A 20,639-nucleotide genomic window follows, 5' to 3' on the forward strand; every position below is an offset into this window, starting at 1 on the left:
AATAAATATAGTGAGTATGCTAAAAAAGGAGGGCAAGAACATGGATATGTTTCATATTGTCTCAGAAGATCGGATTAAAAAAGCATACAAAGATGGTGAATTTGATAACCTTCCTGGATATGGAAAACCCCTTAAGCTTGATGATTTATCAGGTATTCCTGAAGAGCTTCGGATGGCTTACAAAATCATGAAAAATGCTGGCTTTACAGAAGAGGAAAACCATTTACGCAAAGAGATGATGAGCATCGAGGATCTCATCAAAAAATGTGACGACAGCGGCGAGAAAGAAGATTTGCAAAAAAAGTTAAATGAAAAGCTCCTTCGCTTTAATCAATTGATGTCAAAACGGGGGGCGAAAACAAATTCGTCCATTTTTAAAAATTACGAACAAAAGGTAGAAAAACGGTTTAAATAAATTCTGATTAGTAAAAAAAGCTGGCGAGGAGAGAATTTTTACAATTCCTCTTCACCAGCTTTTTCTTCTAATTTGGCAGGCTTGCAGATGCGGTCTAAGAAATAACCTGCAAATACCATAAAAGCAATGGGGATTGAAAAGTTTAACACATGAACAATGGTCAATGCCTATCACCTCTATTTTTATTCGGAATATTAATAATATTCTGTGTTTTGTTATGTTGTTAATATTATATGCTAATCGTCACAAATTAGACAAATGTTTTCGTCATAAAATCAGAGCCCAAAATAAATAAAGAAAATTTTTCTTCCCACAAATTAGGAGAATATTCGACTTTAAATTCTCTATTATTTATATATTCCAATTTTAGGTAATGGTAATTAGAGGAAAAAGTGTGGGGGTTTGTCAAAAAATGTCTAAAAAAGAGGTTCGGAATATTAAAAATGCTGACAAAAACTAACACTTTGTTATAAAAGGACTAGTTATAATGAACTTACTAAAGAGTTAGTGTGAATTTAGTCCTAGAAAAGATGAACTAATGAAATAATAAATAGACAGTTATTTTTCAGAAAAAGGCAAACTTGGTGAAAATCAAGGACGCAAAGCCGAGGGTCTAAGGTGGAAATAGGAGAAGCTATGATGGCCGGGCTGCCTGAAATACGGGTAAGTATTTTAGGGGGTTGTTAAAATGAATTTGGGGATTGAGCAGATGGAGAAGCTTGACAAGGAGTGGCTGGTACTAATTATGGAAGCTAAGAAGATTGGATTATCAGTAGAAGATATTCGAAATTTCCTAAGCGGTAATCACCAATCGGAACAATTCGTTACATACCAAAATGAAAAAGCATCCTACAAAAATTAAGAATTTTTGTAGGATGCCTTTTTTTTATACATTTTAACTGTTGTTTTGATTGTTCCGCCATTTATTAAATTCCAAGAACTCGCGGAATTGATCTTTTGAAACACCGGAGGTCATGGCTTCTTTTACTAAATTCATCCAATCATTGTCCAATTCCGTCTTGTCAATCTGCTCATGTATAAAATGTTCAACTGGAATGTTTAATACACCGGCAATCTTTTCAAGAAACTGTATGGACGGATTTTTTTGAAGGTTTCTCTCAAGCGAGCTTAAATAGGATTTTGCAACTCCTGCCTGCTCTGCTAGTTCGGAAAGTGACATCTTCTTCTCTTGGCGGAATTTCTTTACGCGGTCACCTATCATGAATTCTCACACACCTAAAAATAATTTATAACATCATTCTATCAAAAAGAATTTGAGAGTACCATATTAAGAACAAAGGAATATGGCAAATTATCGAAATTTGAATAATTAATTTTTATATTGAGAAAGTAGTTTTGAAAAATAAGTCCGTTAGCGTTAATATTAAAGTGTTGCCAAAAATGTCATAAAGTAATCGTTTTTATATACCAGGATTCGCACAAAACGGTCTCCAAACAAAAGAATTTATTCAAAAAGGCAGGGGAACATTACATGATTGTCTTAAAGTCACAACGAGAAATCGAAGCAATGAAAAAGGCAGGAGAAATCCTCGCTGCCTGTCACAAAGAAATTGCCAAAATGATTAAGCCAGGGATTACCACTTGGGAAATTGATCAGTTTGTGGAGGGATTTTTAAAAAAGCATAATGCTACTCCGGAACAAAAAGGTTATAAGGGCTACGAATACGCAACATGCGCAAGTATTAACGATGAAGTCTGCCATGGCTTCCCGCGCAAAGACCCATTGCTGGAAGGGGACATCGTCACGATTGATATGGTTGTTAATTACAACGGAGCCTTGGCTGATTCAGCCTGGTCTTACGCAGTTGGCGAAGTTTCCGAAGAGACTAAGCATTTGTTAAAAGTTACAAAGGAAGCCTTGTACAGGGGAATTGAACAAGCGGTTCCAGGCAACCGGATTGGCGATATCGGTCATGCCATCCAGACTTATGTGGAAAGTGAAGGACTATCGGTTGTTCGCGACTTTATTGGACATGGGATTGGAGCAGTGATTCACGAAAAGCCGGATGTACCGCATTACGGTTTGCCAGGTAAAGGCCCAAGAATTAAAGAGGGAATGGTATTTACGATTGAGCCAATGGTGAATATCGGATTATTATTCACCAAAATGGATTCCAACGGATGGACAGCAAGGACTGTCGATAGCACCTATTCCGCCCAATATGAGCACACAATCGCCATCACCAGAGATGGCCCGATCATTTTAACTGATCAAGATTAAAAAATAAAAACAGATCTCGTTCGAGGTCTGTTTTTATTTTTTACGCAAGTTTCCCAATTCTTCAACTAGAGCCTGCATTTCATTAGGGCTGAAGGAATTCTTTTTCATTACCATTTCATAAATCTCTTTCAACTCTTCATACATTTCCTCATCAAAATGGGAAGGCTTAATCGCACCAAGATTCAAAACCTTTAACTTCTCTTTAATTTGCTCAATCATATATTCAACATTTTCTACCGACTTCAGCGATAAATCCATTTCGGTCACCCTTTCAGAAATTCATATGTTAGCTAATAAGAAAGAATAAAATTTTCCCAAATTTTATTCTTTATTAACGCATAAATTCAACTACGCCTCTGTCTTCGTCCTAACGGACTCGCCAATCGGTTAGTTTCCATTTAATCTTTTCATGTTCAATGGATGATGTCAATACATAAAAATTAGGGCCAGACTTGCATACCCTCTCTAGATAAAGCAAAATAAATGATAGGTAAATTCATTGGAATAATTTTCATTCATTTTTATGATTAAGCAAGGAGAGGTTAAGATGACAAAGAATAAATTTTGGCAGGGAATGCTGATTGGAGCCATTGCTGGCGGAGCGGTCAGCCTTTTCGATAAACAAACCCGGCAAATTATGAAAGAACACGTGGGAAGAGTTTCCGGAAAGGTGTCCTATGTTGTCCGGCATCCGGGTGAAATGGTCGGGAAGGTAAAGGAAACAGCAGAGAAAATTATGGATACCGTCGAACATGCGGGAGAAGATATCTCCTATATCATGGATAAGGTGGATGAGCTTCGCGACCTGACACCTAAAATCAAAGAGTCTTTTAAAAATGAGGACCAAGCTGATATGGTGGAGGAAATCTTTGCAGAGAAAGAATATAACTGAATAAAGGAGAGGTGATAATGAAGGACAAAGGAAATGTTCGCTCTTCGTTAATCCGCCTGCTTTGGCACCGGATTGACGAGGATGATCTTCCGGGAATGAGTGCGCAGTTAGCCTATTATTTTCTTCTTTCACTGTTTCCACTTTTAATTGTAATTTTTTCCCTAATGCCATATCTCCCTTTTCACGAACAAGATGTTTTAGGGATAATTAGTGGCTTTGCGCCGGAAGATGCTATGGAATTGATTAAAAAAAATATAAGTGAAATCATGAGTCACCGGAATAGCGGGTTGCTTTCTTTCGGGGTAATCGGGACGATTTGGTCGTCCTCTAATGGAATTCATGCGATTATGAGGGCTTTTAACAAGGCTTATAATGTGGAGGAGAGCCGCCCGTTTATTGTTTCCCGCGGCATGGCCATTTTGCTGACATTCGGGATGATTTTGGTTTTTATTGTTGCCATTGTTCTGCCGGTGTTTGGCAGGGAAATTGGTTTGTTTTTATTTTCCCAATTTGGCTATTCAAGTGAATTTTTAAAACTTTGGAATACATTAAGCCTGGCTGTCAGCGCGATTATTTTATTTCTAATTTTTACAGGATTATACTGGGTGGCCCCAAATGTTAAACTGCGCTGCCGTAGTGCCTTTCCAGGTGCCGCCTTTGCGACTGTTGGCTGGATCATTTCCTCGCTAGGCTTATCCTACTATGTGGGGAATTTCGGCAATTATTCGGTTACATACGGTAGTATTGGAGCAATTATTGTGTTGATGCTTTGGCTGTACATTTCTGCCTTTATCATCATTTTAGGCGGCGAAATCAATGCATTCTACAGTGAAGAAAAACGTTCTAACTGCTAATACTTACCTTTATGAAAATCGTTTATCTGTCCAAACTAGGATTGGGGACTACTTCATTACTAGGGAGGTTTGGACTTTGACAAAGCATACAAAAAAAGACGGCGGCACGAAACAAAAAGGCAAAGGCAGCAAAGGGAATAAGACATCAGGATCCGCTAATGGGTCAAACGGATACCATTAATGGTTATAGTTATAGAAAAGGACTGGGTACTTTTGTACCCGGTCCTTTATGTTTGCCTAATTTGCGGATAGGCGCTTGTCACTTGCGGATAGCGGTTCTCAACTTGCGCATGGCTGGCTCCACCTTGCGGATAGCAGCTCCCAACTTGTGTATAATGCGCCCCAAGTTGCAGATTGTCGCTCCCAACTTGCGAAGTGGCCCCCATCCTTATTTTAAAAGCCGTAAACTATTTAAAATGACCAGAATTGTGCTGCCCTCATGGCCGATGACGCCAAATGGCAGGTCGATTATCTGAAAGAAGTTCGACGAAATCAACACCATGATGACCGCAATGGAGAAAACAACATTTTGCTTAATGATCCGGTTCATTCGTTGTGACAACCGAATGGCTTCTGAAATTCGTGGCAGGTCGTTTTTCATAAGAACAATATCTGCTGTTTCCAGGGCCACATCCGATCCTTCTCCCATGGCAATCCCGACATTGGCAATGGCAAGTGCCGGGGCATCGTTGATACCGTCACCGACCATTGCGACATTTTTATATTTGTCTTTTAACTTTTTCAGATGCTCCACTTTTGTTTCCGGCAGGCATTCAGCAAAGAATTCAGCGACGTGGCTTTCTGCGGCAATCGCCTTCGCCGTTTTTTCACTGTCACCGGTTAGCATAATCGTATGAATGCCTTGTTTTTTCAAGTGGTCAATAGCAAGCTTTGTTTCTTCGCGGACAACATCCTTTAAGCCAAATGCGGCACTTAATTCTCCGTCAATTTCCACATAAACAAGGGTATTACCCTGGCTCGCAAGATCTTTTGCAAGACCGTCCGCGAATTTCTCCGTTAGTTCTGTACCGACAAACGCAGCTTTACCAATCTTCCACTGTTCCCCATTTACTACCGCTTTAATTCCCCAGCCTGGGACGTCCTCAAGGCTGTCAGGGTGAAATAACTCCTTAGAAACGTTTTCCTTCGCATATTTCACAATCGCCTGTGCAAGCGGATGATTGGAGTGACTTTCAATCGAAGCTGCCTTCCAAATCAGGCTGTCTTTATCAAGTCCATTCTTAACAATAACTTGTGTGACGACCGGTTTGCCTTTTGTAAGAGTACCGGTTTTATCGAAAGCAATGGCTCCTAGATGGCTGAGGTTTTCCAAATGGACGCCGCCCTTTACCAATATTCCGTGCCTTGCTCCATTGGAAATAGCCGATAAAGTGGCAGGCATAATCGAAGCCACCAGCGCACATGGGGAGGCTACCACCAATAAAATCATCGCCCGGTAAAAGGATTCGTTCCAGTCCCAGCCAAGCAAAAAGTGTGGTACGAAGAACATCGCCAATACTACAAGCAGGACGACCTTAACATACGTTCCTTCAAAGCGCTCAATGAAAAGCTGTGACGGCGACTTTTCACTTTGGGCCGATTGCACGAGCTGAATAATTTTTTGAAAAAGAGTATCGCTGCTTTCCTTTGAAACATTGACGGTAATGGCGCCGGACAGATTCACAGTTCCGGCAAACACCTCTTCCTGTTCGCCTTTGGACACAGGCATTGACTCACCGGTAATCGCGGCTTCGTCGATATTTGTATGCCCTTTGACAATCGTTCCATCGGCCGGAACCCGTTCACCCGGCTTAATGAGAATCAGGTCGCCGACCCGAAGTTCAGATACAGATACAAGCTTTTCTAAAATGCCGGAGATCAGAACGGCCTCTTCAGGCTGCAGCTCCATGAGTGAGGAAATTTCCTTATGGCTTTTATTCATCGTGTAGGTTTCCATTGCTCCGCTGACAGCAAAAATAAAGATGAGGATAGCCCCCTCTGTCCAGTAGCCGATAATGGCAGAACCAATCGCAGCAAAGATCATCAGCATTTCAACATTTAATTCTTTGTTTTCATAGGTTGCCTCAATGCCTTCCTTTGCTTTGGCAAAGCCGCCGATGACGAATGCGAGCAGATAGGCAACAATTGATTCTGCTTCTTGGCCGTTTTTATCGAGAAGCCAGCCTGCAAGGATGAAGACACCACTTAACCCGGCAGCAATCAATTCTGCTTGCGGTTTTATTTTTTCTAAAAAACTGGTCTTTGGAATTCCCTTCGTGAGAACTTTTGTTTCGGAAACCATGCTTGTCACTCTCCTTTAATAAAATCTAATTGAGAAAAATAATCAAAATCACAACCCTTAAAAAACACGAAAGCTGTCATCAAGGGATGACAGCAGAACTTGCAGATTAGAATTATTCTTATTTGTTTTCATTCTACCATACATTTTATGAGAATGATATGGTTTTGCGCTAAGAATTTTCTTGGTGCGGAATAAAGACGTTTCTTTTTCCAAACATAAAGATAGTGAAGGAGACAAACAACAGCAGCGTACTAATAATATAAAAGAAGCTGACGTTTTGAAAATACTTAATAAATAGACCGCCGATAACTGGGCCGGCTAAGCTTCCAAGGCTGTAAAAGATGCCGCATAATAAATTTCCGGTCGGCAGCAGGTTTCTTGGAACCAAATCGGCCATGAAGCTGATTCCTAATGAGAAAGTAGATCCAACGAGCATGCCGGAGATAAGGAAAGTCACGAATAAACCAAATGATGAATGTTCAAGAAAGCTGGCGGCTGTAAAACTGCAAAAGCCGAGAAAAAGAACTGTCATTAAAACTTTCCTCCGCCCATATTGGTCACTTAACAGTCCTAATGGCAGCTGGGTTATAATGCTGCCAATGGCAAATCCCGATAAAACTAGGGATACGCTCGATACTGCTAAATCCATTCGTAAGGCGTAGATAGGAAAGCTTCCGTTCAAGGAAGCTTCCAGAAAGCCATAAACAAATGTTGGTAAAAAAGCAACCCAGCCGTATTTTAAGGCTTTTGTAAACTGTTTGATCATCGAAAAAAAAGAATTAATTTTGACTTCCTGTTCAGGAAATTCATTTTTTAGTACAAAGACAAATCCCCATCCGATTAAGCATAGAATGGAAGATACTATAAATGGCAGGGCTTCATTTAGATTGACCAGCGGTGTCATCAGCGGACCGGCGGCAAAACCAATGCCAAAGAAAAGCCCGTACAAGGAAACGTTCCTGCCAAGTTTATCCGGAGGAGAGAAGGATGTAATCCAGGTTTGTGTCGCAAAATGTAGCGCGTGATCGCCAATTCCAATCATCAGCCTTAGGAAAAACCAAAACCAAAAGGCCTTCCATAACGGAAATAAAGCAAGCGCAGTAAATACAAGCCCGCCACCCACAATAATGATTGGTTTATAGCCATATTTTCGTAACGGCAATTCCATAAAAGGGGCAACCAACAAAATTCCAATGTAAAGAGCGGTTGCGTTAAGTCCATTTAATGAGGAAGACACCCCGCCTTTTTCAAAAATAACCGCAATCAGCGGCAGCAGCATTCCCTGCGAGAAACCCGAGATGGCCACAATGCTGACTAGGATGGTAAACCGATAATTATTTTTCATTGAATATTCCTCTACTTCAGACGTTCTTCCTAATGATGGTAAACGAGAATATGCTTTATTTGCAAGAAAAATGTTGCAAGTCCATTCCTTTAAATGGTAATCTTTAGTTTGAAAAATTTGGGTATAATGGAAAGAATGATAAAAAAGAGAAGCGTTTAAAATACATAGATGGAGGGAAATCGGTGACAAATAAAATTTTTATGCTGCTGACATTTATCGGGGTCCCCGTTTCAGTTATTGGGACACTGATGCATTGGCCAAGTATTTTCCTATTTATTATTTACTGTTTAACGATCATTGCTTTATCAAGCTATATGGGGCGGGCAACGGAAAGCTTAGCCATTGTGGCAGGGCCGCGTATCGGCGGTCTGTTGAACGCCACTTTTGGAAATGCCGTCGAACTGATTATCTCCGTGTTTGCCTTAAAGGCGGGGCTTGTCGGGGTTGTCCTTGCTTCGTTGACAGGTTCGGTGCTCGGGAATTTGCTGCTCGTTGCAGGCCTGTCCTTCTTTATCGGCGGCTTGAAATACAAGCGGCAGAAGTTTAACGTCTATGATGCCCGCCATAATTCCGGATTGCTAATGTTTGCGGTGATGATTGCATTTGTTATACCGGAAGTTTTTTCAATGGATATGAATGATACTAAGAAATTATCTCTGAGTGTCGGAATCTCGGTCATTTTAATCCTGCTTTACCTCGCAGCTTTATTTTTTAAGCTTGTTACGCATCGTGGGGTTTATCAAAGTGATAACGAGGCTCAGCATCATGATGAAGAGCCGGAGTGGGGGAAAGGAAGAGCCATCCTGGTGTTGCTTATAGCAACGCTGGCGGTTGCCTACATTTCCGAGAATCTCGTTCATACCTTCGAATTTGTGGCGGAATCCTTTGGCTGGACGGAGCTATTTATCGGGATTATCATTGTAGCCATTGTCGGAAACGCGGCAGAGCATGCTTCAGCGGTGTTAATGGCCTTTAAAAATAAAATGGACGTTGCTGTGGAAATTGCCATCGGCTCCACTTTGCAAGTTGCGATGTTCGTCGCACCGGTATTAGTGTTGATTTCCTTGTTTTTTGAAAAATCCATGCCATTACTATTCAGCTGGCAGGAACTAATCGCAATGGTTTCGTCGGTCTTATTGATGGTTGTCATTTCTAACGACGGTGAAACCAACTGGTTCGAAGGGCTCACCTTACTTGCCGCCTATGTCATTATGGGGATTGGTTTTTACCTCTTATAATCAATTATGCAGACACTAAAAAGACTCCAAGCCGATTGGCTTAGAGTCTTTTCTTAACGCATAAGTGCAACTACGCCTCTGTCTTTGCCCTTAGGGGCTCGCAAATCGGCGAGTTTTCTTTATCCTACGGGGTAAGTCTTATGTTTTGGACCGATCATCTTTCATATAGGGTAGTTTCATCAATCGCTTTTATTTGGGACCATCAACCACCAACCTTCATGTTTAGTTTAGGAAAAACACGACTGTTGAATGCATATATAAGAGTATCCCAACCTCCTTAATAAATAATTAAAAACTAAGTAAGCTATGTCGATTGATTGCAGCCCTCCTTTTTGAAAGTTAAGTTTATTATAACTGTTAATTTGAATTTTGTAAATGTTCAGATTATTACATTTTTATTACTTTTCGACTACCCAATTAGATACAGGATTAGGACACTGAGAAAATTTGCAAAAGCGGTGCTTGCCAATGGATAATATGGCCCAACTCCGAGGAAACTACTAGCAGATTATTTATGCTATTTGCGAAAGGAGTTTTTCTTTTGAAAAAAATTGCCTCGGGTCTTTTAATTTTTGTTTTAATGATTTCTTTCATACCGTCTGTCTTCTCTGAAAAAACTGCTGTAAAAAAGGAACCGATAAAGACCCAAATTCCATCCTCGGTAAGGAATATCACAAAGGAAAATACATATCCTAATTCGACTCAGGATTTGCCTTTTCTACAGCCAAGTGATTTGACAAAAAAACTTATAAATTCTTCAAAGGTCAAAATTGAAAACCCTGACCTTATTCGCATGCTTAACGAATCAAGCATAAACGGCACTCCGTTTGCTGTCGGCTACCGTGCCATCATTTACCTTGGCCAGTGGCCTTTGAACTATGAGTCTTTGGAAACCTCGACAAATTGGGAGTATCAAAAAATCAATACGAATTACTTTGATAATCGCGGCGGCAACGCCCCATATCAAATTAAATATGTTCAGGAAGCGCAGAAAATTGTCAGAGGCGGTTTAACGGCTAAAATTCCGAATGCCGAAGACGTGAAGAAAATGATTATTTTAAAGGCGATGCAAAAAACGAATCTACCGCTCGCATTTGATACAATTATCGGTGCCGGTACAAAGAACGATCACATTTATAACATCCCTTCGAACCGGCTTGGCTACCTTTATGCCTATGCGCCTGCCGTGAATGAAAAGGGAAAAGTAACTTACGGTGAAGTCTACTTAATGTTAAAAGGAAACCGCAAATTCATCGTCATCAAAAACGTAACCTCACAGGGAATCGGTGCTTGGATTCCTGTGCAGGACTATGTTTCCTTTGGATTTCTCGCATCCGAACGTCCACGATAAATTTTTTCTGAAGAAGCTCCTGCCAATGTTTCCGGCAGGAGCTTTTTTAGCTAATAGGAAATTATAATTTTTCACAAATTTATAATTTCCTAACGCATAAATTCAATTACGCCTCTGTCTTCGTCCTAACGGACTCGCCAATCGACGCGTTTTCAGTTAAAAAAAGAAGATTGCCAAACCACTGAAATTTGGTTAGGATGAAAAAGGCAATTGAAAAAAAGGAGCGAATTTACGATGGGCAGTCCCACTCATAATAAAAATTCCCAATTAGACTTTTTAAAGCATCGTCTTAATATGTTTCTCGACATTCTCGAAGCCATCGACCCGGAAGATACTGATTTAGACGATATTGACCGTCTGATTACAATGATTGACGAGTTGGAATCAAAAATAAGAGAATTTAATAACCGTGAATTAAGTGAGTCTGTTAAATAGCAGGCTCATTTTTTTGAGAAAAAGTTTCCACGAAATCGATTACATCCAAATCCTTTAAATCTCCCGCCTATAGGAGTATAATTATAACCGTCAAAAAGTTGTAAAAAATTATGCATAATTAGGGGAAAATAGGGAAAGGGGAAACCGACACGTGAATATCGAGAAATTCCAAGAAAGCATGTACGAGCTAGTTGTTGAAACTTCCACAAAGCTGCCAAAGGATGTGCGCCGCGCTATCAAGGCAGCGAAGGAACAAGAAAATGCCGGGACTCGCGCTGCAATGAGCCTAGCTACCATTACTAACAATATTAAAATGGCGGACGACCAGGTGTCACCAATCTGCCAGGATACAGGACTTCCTACTTTTAAAATTAAAACTCCAGTTGGTGTCAACCAATTAGAAATAAAAGAAGCCATTAAAAAGGCGATTATTCAAGCAACAAAAGAGGGCAAGCTGCGCCCTAACGCTGTTGACTCTTTGACTGGTGCCAACAGCGGCGACAACCTAGGTGCTGGCGTTCCGGTTGTTAAATTTGATCAATGGGAAAAAGATTATATTGATGTGAAGCTGATTTTAAAAGGCGGCGGCTGCGAAAACAAAAACATTCAGTATAGCCTGCCTTGTGAATTAGAAGGACTTGGACGCGCAGGGCGCGACCTTGATGGGATCCGCAAGTGTATCATGCACTCTGTTTACCAAGCACAGGGACAAGGCTGTTCTGCAGGCTTCATTGGCGTCGGCATCGGCGGCGACCGTTCCTCCGGCTATGATTTGGCAAAGGAACAGTTATTCCGTTCGGTTGATGATGTGAATCCAAATGAAGACCTTCGTAAATTGGAAGAGTATGTACTTGAAAATGCAAATAAATTAGGGATCGGCACAATGGGCTTTGGTGGCGAAGCGACTTTGCTAGGTTGTAAAATCGGCGTCATGCACCGCATTCCTGCCAGCTTCTATGTGTCCGTTGCCTACAACTGCTGGGCATACCGCCGCATGGGTGTTTCCGTTGATCCTGAGACTGGCGCAATTGTGGAATGGGCTTACCAAGAGGGCGAGTTCATTGATTTCGCACAGGAGGGGGCAGAACAAGAAGTTGCTGCTGCTTCTGAACAGGAAGTCATCACGTTGCAGGCGCCAATTACTGAAGAGCAAATTCGTGCTTTAAAAGTCGGTGACGTTGTGCAAATCAATGGCATGATGTATACTGGCCGCGACGCGATTCATAAGTATTTGAGTGACCACGATGCACCTGTTGATTTAAACGGTCAAGTGATTTACCACTGTGGCCCGGTTATGCTGAAGGATGAAGACGGCGTATGGCACGTGAAAGCTGCCGGCCCAACAACAAGTATCCGTGAGGAGCCTTACCAAGGCGACATTATGAAGAAGTTTGGCATCCGCGCTGTTATCGGAAAAGGCGGAATGGGTCCTAAGACATTGGCCGCTTTGGCCGAGCATGGCGGAGTTTATTTGAACGCCATTGGCGGCGCTGCCCAGTACTATGCTGACTGTATCAAGGGCGTCGAGGGCGTTGATTTAATGCAATTTGGTATTCCTGAAGCGATGTGGCATCTACGTGTCGAAGGCTTCAAAGCGGTTGTTACGATGGATTCCCACGGCAACAGCTTACATGCTGATGTTGACAAATCTTCATTGGAGAAATTGGCGCAGTTTAAGGAGCCGGTTTTTAAATAAGATCTTTGGGATTGGGATAGATTCGCTTATGCGGATCTATCTTTTTTTGTGGGTGCTGAGAGGGGAATTGTAGATATGTTCCGGAAATTGTAGAAATCCTCGGAAATTTTGTAGATATATTTGAAAAATTGTAGATATCATCCGAATTTTTGTAGTTATCCTTTCAAGTGACAAGTTTCGGTTAAAAAATCGGTGTAATTAGTACCAGGATTTTCCTCCGAAAAGGGTCCTTGGGGACGATTTGTAGATATGTTCCGGTAATTTGTAGATATCCTTAATAATTTGGTAGATAAAATTACGAAATTGTAGATATCTCTCCAAAATTTGTAGATATATTTTCAACCACAAAAATAAAATACACAATTACAAAAATTCAGCAGGGATATTGACGTTTTCTGTCGAAAATATCGGGGATAACTTTTAAGGAGGGAACATTTTGTTTGAATTAGAGCTTTATAAACCTATTCCACTGGAACAAACAGAAGCACTAATAAGAAGAATAACGCAAAATCATCCTAAAAAGCCTAAAATTGAGACAGAAATAAGAAATTTAAATTCTGGCTACCATGGTGAAAAAAACTTCGCTATTTTCTTGGATTAATTCCTGACAAAAAATATCACATTTTTCATGGCCTTCGTCTCCCTATTGGAAATACTTACTTTCAAATAGATGCACTTCTTCTTTCCCCTAAACTAACTCTTATTATTGAATCCAAAAACTATGCAGGGACACTTACAATTGAAAAGGACCAATTAATACAGGAGGTGAATGAATCAAAAGAGGTATATGATAATCCGTTAGCACAGGCAATACGTCATAAAATCCTTTTACAATACCTGCTCGAAAAATACCAATTACCAGCAGCTCCAGTTGAGGTTTTAGCTGTAATGACAAGGTCCTCAAGTATAATCAAGATTGCACCAGGATACCATGAAGCAGAAAAAAAGATATTAAAAGTAGGCAATCTTTTAAGAAAGATCGAAGAACTGGAGATCCGTTACACCGCAGAAAGAATTGATCAGAAAACAATTGGAAAAATAAAAAGGCTGGTTTTAAGTAAACACACTCCACTTAAAATTGATGTATTACGAAAATTCGATATTGGAATAAAGGAAATTATTCCGGGAGTTTGTTGTCCACGATGCTTACATATCCCGATGCAATATCGAAGGCAGAAATGGTATTGCCCAGTTTGCGAGCTGCTTTCTCAGGATGCCTACATCGAAGCAATCAATGACCATTTTTTAATTATAAAAAATTCGATAACAAATAGAGAATTACGTGAATTTCTACATATTCCTTCTTCAAGGCAGGCTACCTATTTCTTAAACCTTAAAAAACTCCCATCCACCGGATCTAATAAAGGCCGCATCTACTACCAACCAAAATAAACCCATTTTCCTTTATATGTTAATTATGTTTTCCCCCCGGGAACAAACACTATAAAAAACAATATTGGGGGAAACTTGGATGAAAAAATTATTGTGCTTACTTAGCATAATGGTCCTATTGTTACCGACTCTTACATATGCAGCGCTGCCGAATCGACCGATCCATTGGGGATTTAAAAAAGCAGTCGATGAAGTGCCGCCGGAGGCAGGGGCAGAATATGACGAAATTCTTGCCAAATACGGGGCAGTTTACAAAGGCGACCCGAATAAAAAAATCATCTATCTGACCTTTGACAGCGGCTATGAAAATGGGCACCTTCCTAAGATTCTTAAGGTCCTAAAAAAAGAAAAAGTGCCGGCGACATTTTTTGTGACTGGGCATTTCCTGCTGTCACAGCCGGAACTCTCTAAACAAATTGTCGATGAAGGGCACATCATCGGGAATCATTCCTGGCACCATCCTGACTTTACCCGCGTTAGTGACGAAAGGGTCCGTACAGAACTGCGAAAAGTAAGGGACAAAACCAAGGAGATTACTGGTCAAAAAGAAATGCACTATCTGCGCCCGCCGCGCGGTGTTTTTAGTGAAAGAACAATGCAAATTGCAAAAGAAGAGGGCTTCACGCATATTTTTTGGTCCCTGGCTTTCGTCGATTGGAACGTAAACAGCCAAAAGGGCTGGCATTACTCATACAACAATATGATGAGGCAAGTTCATCCAGGTGCAATCATTCTTTTACATTCCGTTTCGAAAGACAACGCGGATGCTCTAGAAAAAACCATCCAAGATATGAAAAAGAAAGGATACAAATTCAAAAGTCTTGACCATTTGATGATGAAACCGAAGGAGAAGAAGAAGAAAGTGAAAAAGAAGTAACCGAATTTCATTGAAATTCGGTTTTTTTCTGTTTCATGCTATAATACGGGGAAAATACTAAAGGATGGAGCCCATATGTGGCAAGAAGCCATACGTATTGACGGTCCTTATAATTTTGACCGTGTATTGGAAAGGCATGCGCCGGATCCTTTGAAGGTACTCGACTTAGCCAAACGTACAATTCAAATCCCGATAGTAATCGGGAGCAGCTCCCATGCAGTACAGGTAACGGCAATTGGAACAATCCACGAACCGTCGTTCATCGTTTCAGGAAAAAGTGATGCCGACAAAGATGCAATCATCCAGCGCACAGGGGAAATTTTTCAATGGAATGTTTCTTTAGCGAAAGTCCATGACCACTTTGAAAAAACAGACTTAAAGGAAATATTTGATGCTTTCGTTGGCACCCCGCTGGTTCTAGATTTCGATTTGTTTGGGTCGCTATTAAAATGCATTATCCACCAGCAGATTAATATGAAGTTTGCCTATACGCTGACCGAGCGATTTGTGAAAACGTTCGGCTATGAGATAGATGGAGTGTGGTTTTTCCCCCAGCCGGAAGCAACCGCTAGGTTAACGGTGGAAGAATTAAGACCACTGCAAATCAGCGGCAGGAAGGCTGAATACATGATTGGGATTGCAAGAGAAATTGTTGAAAATGGTCTCGACCTCGATAATCTAAAAAAGCAGCCGGATGAGGAAATTTTCGAAAGGCTGATGAAAATTCGAGGCGTTGGCAGGTGGACGGTGGAGAATTTTCTCCTTTTCGGACTAGGCCGACCTAATCTTTTTCCAATGGCTGACATTGGTATTCAAAATGCCATCAAAAAACTATACCAGCTTGAAAAAAAGCCGACTTATGAAGAAATGGAACAATACAAACAAGGCTGGGTACCGTATCTAAGCTACGCTTCCCTATACTTATGGAGAAGCATTGAATAATTTGGAGTGAACTTTATGAAAACAGAACAAAATATCAAAATACAACCAAAGCAGACCTTCCCACTGACCATCAAAAGGCTCGGCATCAATGGAGAAGGTGTCGGTTATTTTAAAAAGCAAGTCGTGTTTGTGCCAGGGGCGCTGCCAGGAGAAGAAGTTGTAGTGGAGGCAACAAAAATTCACCCGAAACATGCTGAAGCCAAGATTAAGAAAATTCGCATCAAATCGCCTCACCGTGTGCAACCGCTTTGTCCTGTGTACGACCTTTGCGGTGGCTGCCAGTTGCAGCATTTGGACTATAATCAGCAGCTTAAGGAAAAGCGCGATATCGTAATTCAATCGCTTGAGCGCCATACAAAGCTCAACATTGAAAAATTGGATATCCGCGAAACGAGTGGAATGGAAAATCCTTGGGGTTACCGCAATAAAGGCAGCTTTCAGGTCGGAGAAAAACAAGGCAAAGTCTTGGCAGGGTTATATGGCCTAAATTCCCATCAGTTAATCAACATCGACCAATGTGCGGTCCAGCACTCACAGACAAACGAAGCAACCGCCAAAGTGAAGCAAATTTTAGAGAGCTTACAAATACCTATCTATAATGAAAAAACAAGAAAAGGGATCGTCAGGACAATCGTTACCCGGGTGGGTGTGCAGACAGGCGAACTTCAAGTTGTTCTTATTACTTCACAAAAGGAACTGCCAAAGAAAGAGCTCGTCCTTCAAGAAATCCAAAAACAGATTCCTAATGTGAAATCGATTGTCCAGAACATTAACGGTGAAAATACTTCGCTTATTTTTGGAGAAGAAACGCTATCGCTTGCTGGCGAAGATTTTATTCAAGAGACTTTGGGTGACCTGCAATTCGAACTTTCCGCTAGAACATTTTTCCAGCTGAATCCGACCCAAACTGTGAGGTTATATGATGAAGTTAAAAAAGCAGCAGCACTAACGGGGAAAGAAAAGGTTGTTGACGCCTATTGTGGTGTAGGCACCATTGGCCTGTGGTTAGCAGACCAAGCAGCGGAAGTCCGTGGTATGGACGTGATTCCTGAATCTATAGAGGATGCTAAGAAAAACGCTAAACGCCATGGATTTACTAACACGAAATACGTCCCAGGAAAAGCGGAGGAAGTTCTTCCGAAATGGGTCAAAAAGGGCTGGAAACCAGATGTTATCGTTGTCGATCCGCCAAGAACCGGTCTTGATAAGCAGCTAATTCAAACAATTCTCCAAGTTGAAGCCAAGAAACTTATCTATGTATCTTGCAATCCATCGACCTTGGCAAAAGACATTCAAACATTAAGTTCCAAATATGATGTAAAATATATACAGCCGGTGGACATGTTCCCGCAGACGGCACATGTGGAGTGTGTGGTTAAGCTTATTTTAAATTAGTTAAAACTTGCCCAGTCTTAAGACTGGGTTTATTTTTATTTGGGAAATTGAACCATCGCCTGAAAGGAACATTTTGTGTTTGATAATAAGTAATAAAGCATGATATAAGTGTAAAAGAAGTGGAACATTTGGCTTTATATTTTTTGGCCGAGTACTGAATATATCCATAATGAGAGGATTTGAGTTTGAATTGATAGAAAATTTTTGGCGTGATTTACCACGACCATTTTTTATACTTGCACCAATGGAAGATGTGACAGATGTTGTTTTTCGTCACGTAGTAAGTGAAGCCGGTCGACCGGATGTATTTTTCACAGAGTTTACAAACTCGGATAGCTATTGTCATCCAGAGGGCATGAAAAGTGTGCGTGGCCGTTTGATTTTTACAGAAGATGAACAGCCAATGGTGGCACATATTTGGGGGGATAATCCCGAATATTTCCGCCAAATGAGTATTGGCATGGCAGAGCTAGGATTTAAAGGCATCGATATTAATATGGGCTGCCCTGTACCGAATGTGGCATCGAGGGGGAAAGGTAGTGGCCTTATTCTGCGTCCAGACGTTGCGGCAGAACTTATTCAAGCAGCAAAGGCGGGCGGACTGCCTGTCAGCGTGAAAACACGACTTGGCTATAAGGAGGTTCAGGAGTGGGAGGAGTGGCTAACGCATATTTTAAAACAGGATATTGCGAACCTTTCTATTCATTTACGTACACGAAAGGAAATGAGCCAAGTAGATGCGCATTGGGAGCTAATTCCGGAAATCAAAAAATTACGTGACCGTATCGCACCGAATACGCTACTAACAATCAATGGAGACATTCCTGACCGTCAAACTGGGCTGCAACTTGCTGAACAATATGGTATTGATGGCGTTATGATCGGGCGAGGTATTTTTAAAAATCCTTTTGCTTTTGAAAAAGAGCCAAAAGAGCATAGCAGTAAAGAATACCTTGATCTTTTAAGACTGCAGCTTGATCTTCAAGATCGATATGCGGAAGTACTGCCGCGTTCAATCACAGGGCTTCATCGCTTTTTCAAAATTTATGTCAAAGGATTCCGTGGAGCTGGTGAATTAAGAAATCAATTAATGAACACGAAATCAACAGATGAAGTGCGTGCATTGCTTGATCACTTTGAGAACAATATTGATGGGACGGGGACAGTGAATGAATCCTAAGGTTGATAAATATTTAATTGATGGTTGTATGCGTTGTCCGCTGGGGGCTACTCCCGACTGTAAAGTCAACAAATGGCCGGAAGAATTAGCGAAATTAAGGAAGATTGTTCTTGACTGCGGGTTGACAGAAGAATTGAAATGGGGAGTTCCTTGTTACACATTTCAGCAAAGTAATGTACTGATATTAAGTGCTTTTAAAGAATACTGTTCACTTAGTTTTTTTAAAGGTGCTCTGTTAAAAGATGCCCATCGGATTCTAGAAAAGCCCGGGGAAAATACGCAGGCGGGACGCCTGGTAAAGTTCACCAATGTTAAGCAAATAGTTGAGCTCGAACTAGTCTTAAAAGAGTATATTTATGAAGCCATTGAAGCGGAAAAAGCCGGTTTGAAAGTGAATACTAAAACGAATCCAGAGCAAATTCCTGAAGAACTTCAAAATAAATTTGATGAAATCCCTGCCTTGAAAACTGCTTTTGATGCATTGACGCCGGGGCGGAAAAGAGCATACATTCTTCATTTTTCAGCACCCAAACAATCCAAAACTCGGGTGTCAAGGATTGAAAAATGTATGGAGAAAATTCTCGATGGAAAGGGATTAAACGATTAGTATATTCGATGAAAAAAAGCCTTTCCAAATGGATGGAAGGGCTTTGTCTTTTATTTAATCCGAAATAATTCATATCCATTCCCTTTGGTAATCCATTTTCGTTTTTTATCTTTATCGCTTAATGCTTGATGAAGCTTAAATAGCGCTAAGTTTTTAGCTGTTTCATGTGTACTGCCATAACAATCATGAACGGTTATTTCGCCATTCGTTACAGAGATAATGTATCTATCTTCGTCAAGCCAAATACGATATCTAACTTTCCCGTGCCGATACCAAATCCCATTCCGAATTTTCTTTATCAACCAAGGCATTAAATTCACCCCACTTTCTCTACTTTTAAAATTCAACAATTGTTATGTGCTTCCTATTGAATGATTTGGATATATTGTGACGTTTTCAAAAAATCTAAAAAGTGAGCCCATAGCCTAAAATAGAAGGCAGCTAACCAATAATGGGTACTGCCTGTTTTCATTTCCCGAAAGGAATTTACAAAACTATATTTGTTATATATAAATAACAAAATCTGAAATTGGTAAAATAAAAGATAATGGAATACTTGAAAAATATTCAATTTACCAAAAACTAATAGTTTTATATGTTTTTTAGGTATGATATATTAATAAAGTGTTAATGTTATTTATATTAAAAATAATCTAAAAAGGGGTACATTGAATGAAAAAGATTGGTTTATTTAGTTTATTTTTAATCCTTACGATCTTTATCGCAGCATGTGGAAGCAAGGAAACATCGGGGGAGAAAACTAGTAGTGAAAAAGTATATAAGGTTGGCGTGGATACCACATATCCTCCATTCGAATATAAAGATGGAAATGATTATAAGGGTATCGATATCGATTTGATTAATGCAATCGCGAAAAATCAGGGCATTAAAATTGAGCTTAATCCAATGGATTTTGGTGGAATTATTCCAGCTATGCAAGCTAACCAGCTTGATGTAGCCATTGCCGGAATGAGTATTACAGATGAAAGAAAAAAGGTAGTAGATTTTTCAACTCCGTATTTTGATGCAGGTTTAACAGTTGTTGTTAAAAAAGACAATTCAACTATTAAATCAGTTAATGACCTTAAAGGAAAAACTGTTGCTGTTAAAAAAGGAACAACAGGTGCTAAATATGCAGAAGATAATGCATCAAAACTAGAAATTAAAGTGGTTCAATTCAACGATAGCCCGGCAATGTTCCAGGAAGTTTCTAATGGAAATGCAGACGCGCTTATCGAAGACTATCCTGTAATTTCTTATGCTATTGCCCAAAAAGACCTTGGATTGAAAATCGTTGGTGACCGCTTAAATGGCGACCAATATGGAATTGCTGTTCTAAAAGGACAAAATCAGGATGTATTAAAGAAGATTAATAAAGGCCTTGAAGAACTCAAAAAAGACGGAACATACGATAAAATTGTAGAAACATACCTTGGCAAAAAATAAATATCAAATATAGGGCGCGCTCACAGCGCG

General features: G+C 40.4%; 23 protein-coding genes and 1 riboswitch. Of the genes, 17 read left to right on the forward strand and 6 right to left on the reverse strand.

The annotated features are described in order from the left end of the window. Positions 1–40: 40 nt before the first annotated feature. Positions 41–415 (forward strand): DnaJ family domain-containing protein, encoded by a 375-nt coding sequence (locus QNN06_RS07000; RefSeq protein ID WP_213118149.1) that lies wholly within the window; start codon positions 41–43, stop codon positions 413–415. Positions 416–453: 38 nt separating this feature from the next. Here QNN06_RS07000 and QNN06_RS07005 read toward each other — a convergent pair whose 3' ends face one another. Then, positions 454–579 (reverse strand): hypothetical protein, encoded by a 126-nt coding sequence (locus QNN06_RS07005; RefSeq protein ID WP_261363801.1) that lies wholly within the window; start codon positions 577–579, stop codon positions 454–456. A 400-nt stretch (positions 580–979) separates the two neighbouring features. Then, positions 980–1,071, forward strand: a riboswitch (cyclic di-GMP riboswitch). Positions 1,072–1,103: 32 nt separating this feature from the next. On the opposite strand from QNN06_RS07005, the gene QNN06_RS07010 reads away from it, so the two are divergent. Continuing rightward, entirely contained in the window at positions 1,104–1,277 is a 174-nt protein-coding gene (locus QNN06_RS07010; RefSeq protein ID WP_372447602.1) for an anti-repressor SinI family protein, read from the forward strand. Positions 1,278–1,310: 33 nt separating this feature from the next. Here QNN06_RS07010 and QNN06_RS07015 read toward each other — a convergent pair whose 3' ends face one another. Beyond that, positions 1,311–1,637 carry a helix-turn-helix domain-containing protein gene (locus QNN06_RS07015; RefSeq protein WP_213118148.1) on the reverse strand — a complete coding sequence of 109 codons (327 nt, stop codon included), beginning with the start codon at positions 1,635–1,637 and terminating at the stop codon, positions 1,311–1,313. A 270-nt stretch (positions 1,638–1,907) separates the two neighbouring features. On the opposite strand from QNN06_RS07015, the gene map reads away from it, so the two are divergent. Further along, positions 1,908–2,657, forward strand: coding sequence for a type I methionyl aminopeptidase (gene map, locus QNN06_RS07020; RefSeq protein ID WP_284037314.1), 750 nt, complete (start codon positions 1,908–1,910; stop codon positions 2,655–2,657). A gap of 33 nt (positions 2,658–2,690) precedes the next feature. Here the strand turns inward: map and QNN06_RS07025 are convergent, their stop codons facing one another. Next, positions 2,691–2,915 carry a DUF1128 domain-containing protein gene (locus QNN06_RS07025; protein WP_213146570.1) on the reverse strand — a complete coding sequence of 75 codons (225 nt, stop codon included), beginning with the start codon at positions 2,913–2,915 and terminating at the stop codon, positions 2,691–2,693. A gap of 289 nt (positions 2,916–3,204) precedes the next feature. Between QNN06_RS07025 and QNN06_RS07030 the strand changes: the two genes are divergently transcribed. Continuing rightward, positions 3,205–3,549: a YtxH domain-containing protein gene (locus tag QNN06_RS07030; protein ID WP_284037315.1), complete on the forward strand. Its 345-nt coding sequence runs from the start codon at positions 3,205–3,207 to the stop codon at positions 3,547–3,549. A 17-nt stretch (positions 3,550–3,566) separates the two neighbouring features. Next, the gene (locus QNN06_RS07035) at positions 3,567–4,403 is read left to right on the forward strand and encodes a YihY/virulence factor BrkB family protein (protein ID WP_213118144.1); all 837 of its coding nucleotides are present in this window, start codon (positions 3,567–3,569) and stop codon (positions 4,401–4,403) included. A gap of 388 nt (positions 4,404–4,791) precedes the next feature. Here QNN06_RS07035 and QNN06_RS07040 read toward each other — a convergent pair whose 3' ends face one another. Continuing rightward, complete coding sequence (locus QNN06_RS07040) at positions 4,792–6,705, reverse strand: heavy metal translocating P-type ATPase (protein ID WP_284037316.1); 1,914 nt, start codon at positions 6,703–6,705, stop codon at positions 4,792–4,794. A gap of 169 nt (positions 6,706–6,874) precedes the next feature. Beyond that, the gene (locus tag QNN06_RS07045) at positions 6,875–8,239 is read right to left on the reverse strand and encodes an MFS transporter (RefSeq protein WP_349654934.1); all 1,365 of its coding nucleotides are present in this window, start codon (positions 8,237–8,239) and stop codon (positions 6,875–6,877) included. Between QNN06_RS07045 and cax the strand changes: the two genes are divergently transcribed. The 11 genes from cax (at position 8,233) to QNN06_RS07100 (ending at position 19,163) form a co-directional block, all read left to right on the forward strand. Further along, on the forward strand, positions 8,233–9,288 hold the full coding sequence (cax, locus tag QNN06_RS07050; RefSeq protein ID WP_284037317.1) for a calcium/proton exchanger: 1,056 nt from the start codon (positions 8,233–8,235) through the stop codon (positions 9,286–9,288). The two genes, QNN06_RS07045 and cax, sit on opposite strands and share 7 nt — an antisense overlap. Positions 9,289–9,829: 541 nt before the next feature. Beyond that, on the forward strand, positions 9,830–10,639 hold the full coding sequence (locus QNN06_RS07055) for a YfkD famly protein (protein WP_249366684.1): 810 nt from the start codon (positions 9,830–9,832) through the stop codon (positions 10,637–10,639). 234 nt (positions 10,640–10,873) lie between these two features. Next, positions 10,874–11,074: an SE1561 family protein gene (locus QNN06_RS07060; RefSeq protein ID WP_213118869.1), complete on the forward strand. Its 201-nt coding sequence runs from the start codon at positions 10,874–10,876 to the stop codon at positions 11,072–11,074. 151 nt (positions 11,075–11,225) lie between these two features. Next, entirely contained in the window at positions 11,226–12,770 is a 1,545-nt protein-coding gene (locus tag QNN06_RS07065; RefSeq protein WP_284037318.1) for a fumarate hydratase, read from the forward strand. A gap of 436 nt (positions 12,771–13,206) precedes the next feature. Then, a complete protein-coding gene (locus QNN06_RS07070; RefSeq protein WP_284037319.1) occupies positions 13,207–13,371 on the forward strand; it encodes a hypothetical protein in 165 nt (54 codons plus the stop codon). A gap of 44 nt (positions 13,372–13,415) precedes the next feature. Next, a complete protein-coding gene (locus QNN06_RS07075) occupies positions 13,416–14,162 on the forward strand; it encodes a nuclease-related domain-containing protein (RefSeq protein WP_284037906.1) in 747 nt (248 codons plus the stop codon). Between the two features lie 79 nt (positions 14,163–14,241). Continuing rightward, positions 14,242–15,039, forward strand: a complete 798-nt coding sequence (pdaA, locus tag QNN06_RS07080) for a delta-lactam-biosynthetic de-N-acetylase (protein WP_213118140.1) — start codon at positions 14,242–14,244, stop codon at positions 15,037–15,039. A 75-nt stretch (positions 15,040–15,114) separates the two neighbouring features. Next, complete coding sequence (locus QNN06_RS07085; protein WP_217035586.1) at positions 15,115–15,981, forward strand: DNA-3-methyladenine glycosylase family protein; 867 nt, start codon at positions 15,115–15,117, stop codon at positions 15,979–15,981. A gap of 15 nt (positions 15,982–15,996) precedes the next feature. Next, a complete protein-coding gene (gene rlmD, locus QNN06_RS07090; RefSeq protein WP_284037320.1) occupies positions 15,997–17,376 on the forward strand; it encodes a 23S rRNA (uracil(1939)-C(5))-methyltransferase RlmD in 1,380 nt (459 codons plus the stop codon). Between the two features lie 169 nt (positions 17,377–17,545). Beyond that, entirely contained in the window at positions 17,546–18,556 is a 1,011-nt protein-coding gene (locus QNN06_RS07095; RefSeq protein WP_284037321.1) for a tRNA dihydrouridine synthase, read from the forward strand. Beyond that, complete coding sequence (locus QNN06_RS07100) at positions 18,546–19,163, forward strand: YdeI/OmpD-associated family protein (RefSeq protein WP_481819244.1); 618 nt, start codon at positions 18,546–18,548, stop codon at positions 19,161–19,163. The genes QNN06_RS07095 and QNN06_RS07100 overlap by 11 nt, the downstream gene beginning before the upstream one ends. A 50-nt stretch (positions 19,164–19,213) precedes the next feature. Here the strand turns inward: QNN06_RS07100 and QNN06_RS07105 are convergent, their stop codons facing one another. Further along, positions 19,214–19,474 (reverse strand): hypothetical protein, encoded by a 261-nt coding sequence (locus QNN06_RS07105; protein ID WP_249366683.1) that lies wholly within the window; start codon positions 19,472–19,474, stop codon positions 19,214–19,216. A 361-nt stretch (positions 19,475–19,835) separates the two neighbouring features. On the opposite strand from QNN06_RS07105, the gene QNN06_RS07110 reads away from it, so the two are divergent. Continuing rightward, on the forward strand, positions 19,836–20,609 hold the full coding sequence (locus QNN06_RS07110) for a transporter substrate-binding domain-containing protein (RefSeq protein WP_213118136.1): 774 nt from the start codon (positions 19,836–19,838) through the stop codon (positions 20,607–20,609). Positions 20,610–20,639: the final 30 nt, after the last annotated feature.

The organism is Neobacillus sp. 114 (genome assembly GCF_030127045.1).
GTDB classification, from domain to species: domain Bacteria; phylum Bacillota; class Bacilli; order Bacillales; family Cytobacillaceae; genus Neobacillus; species Neobacillus rhizophilus.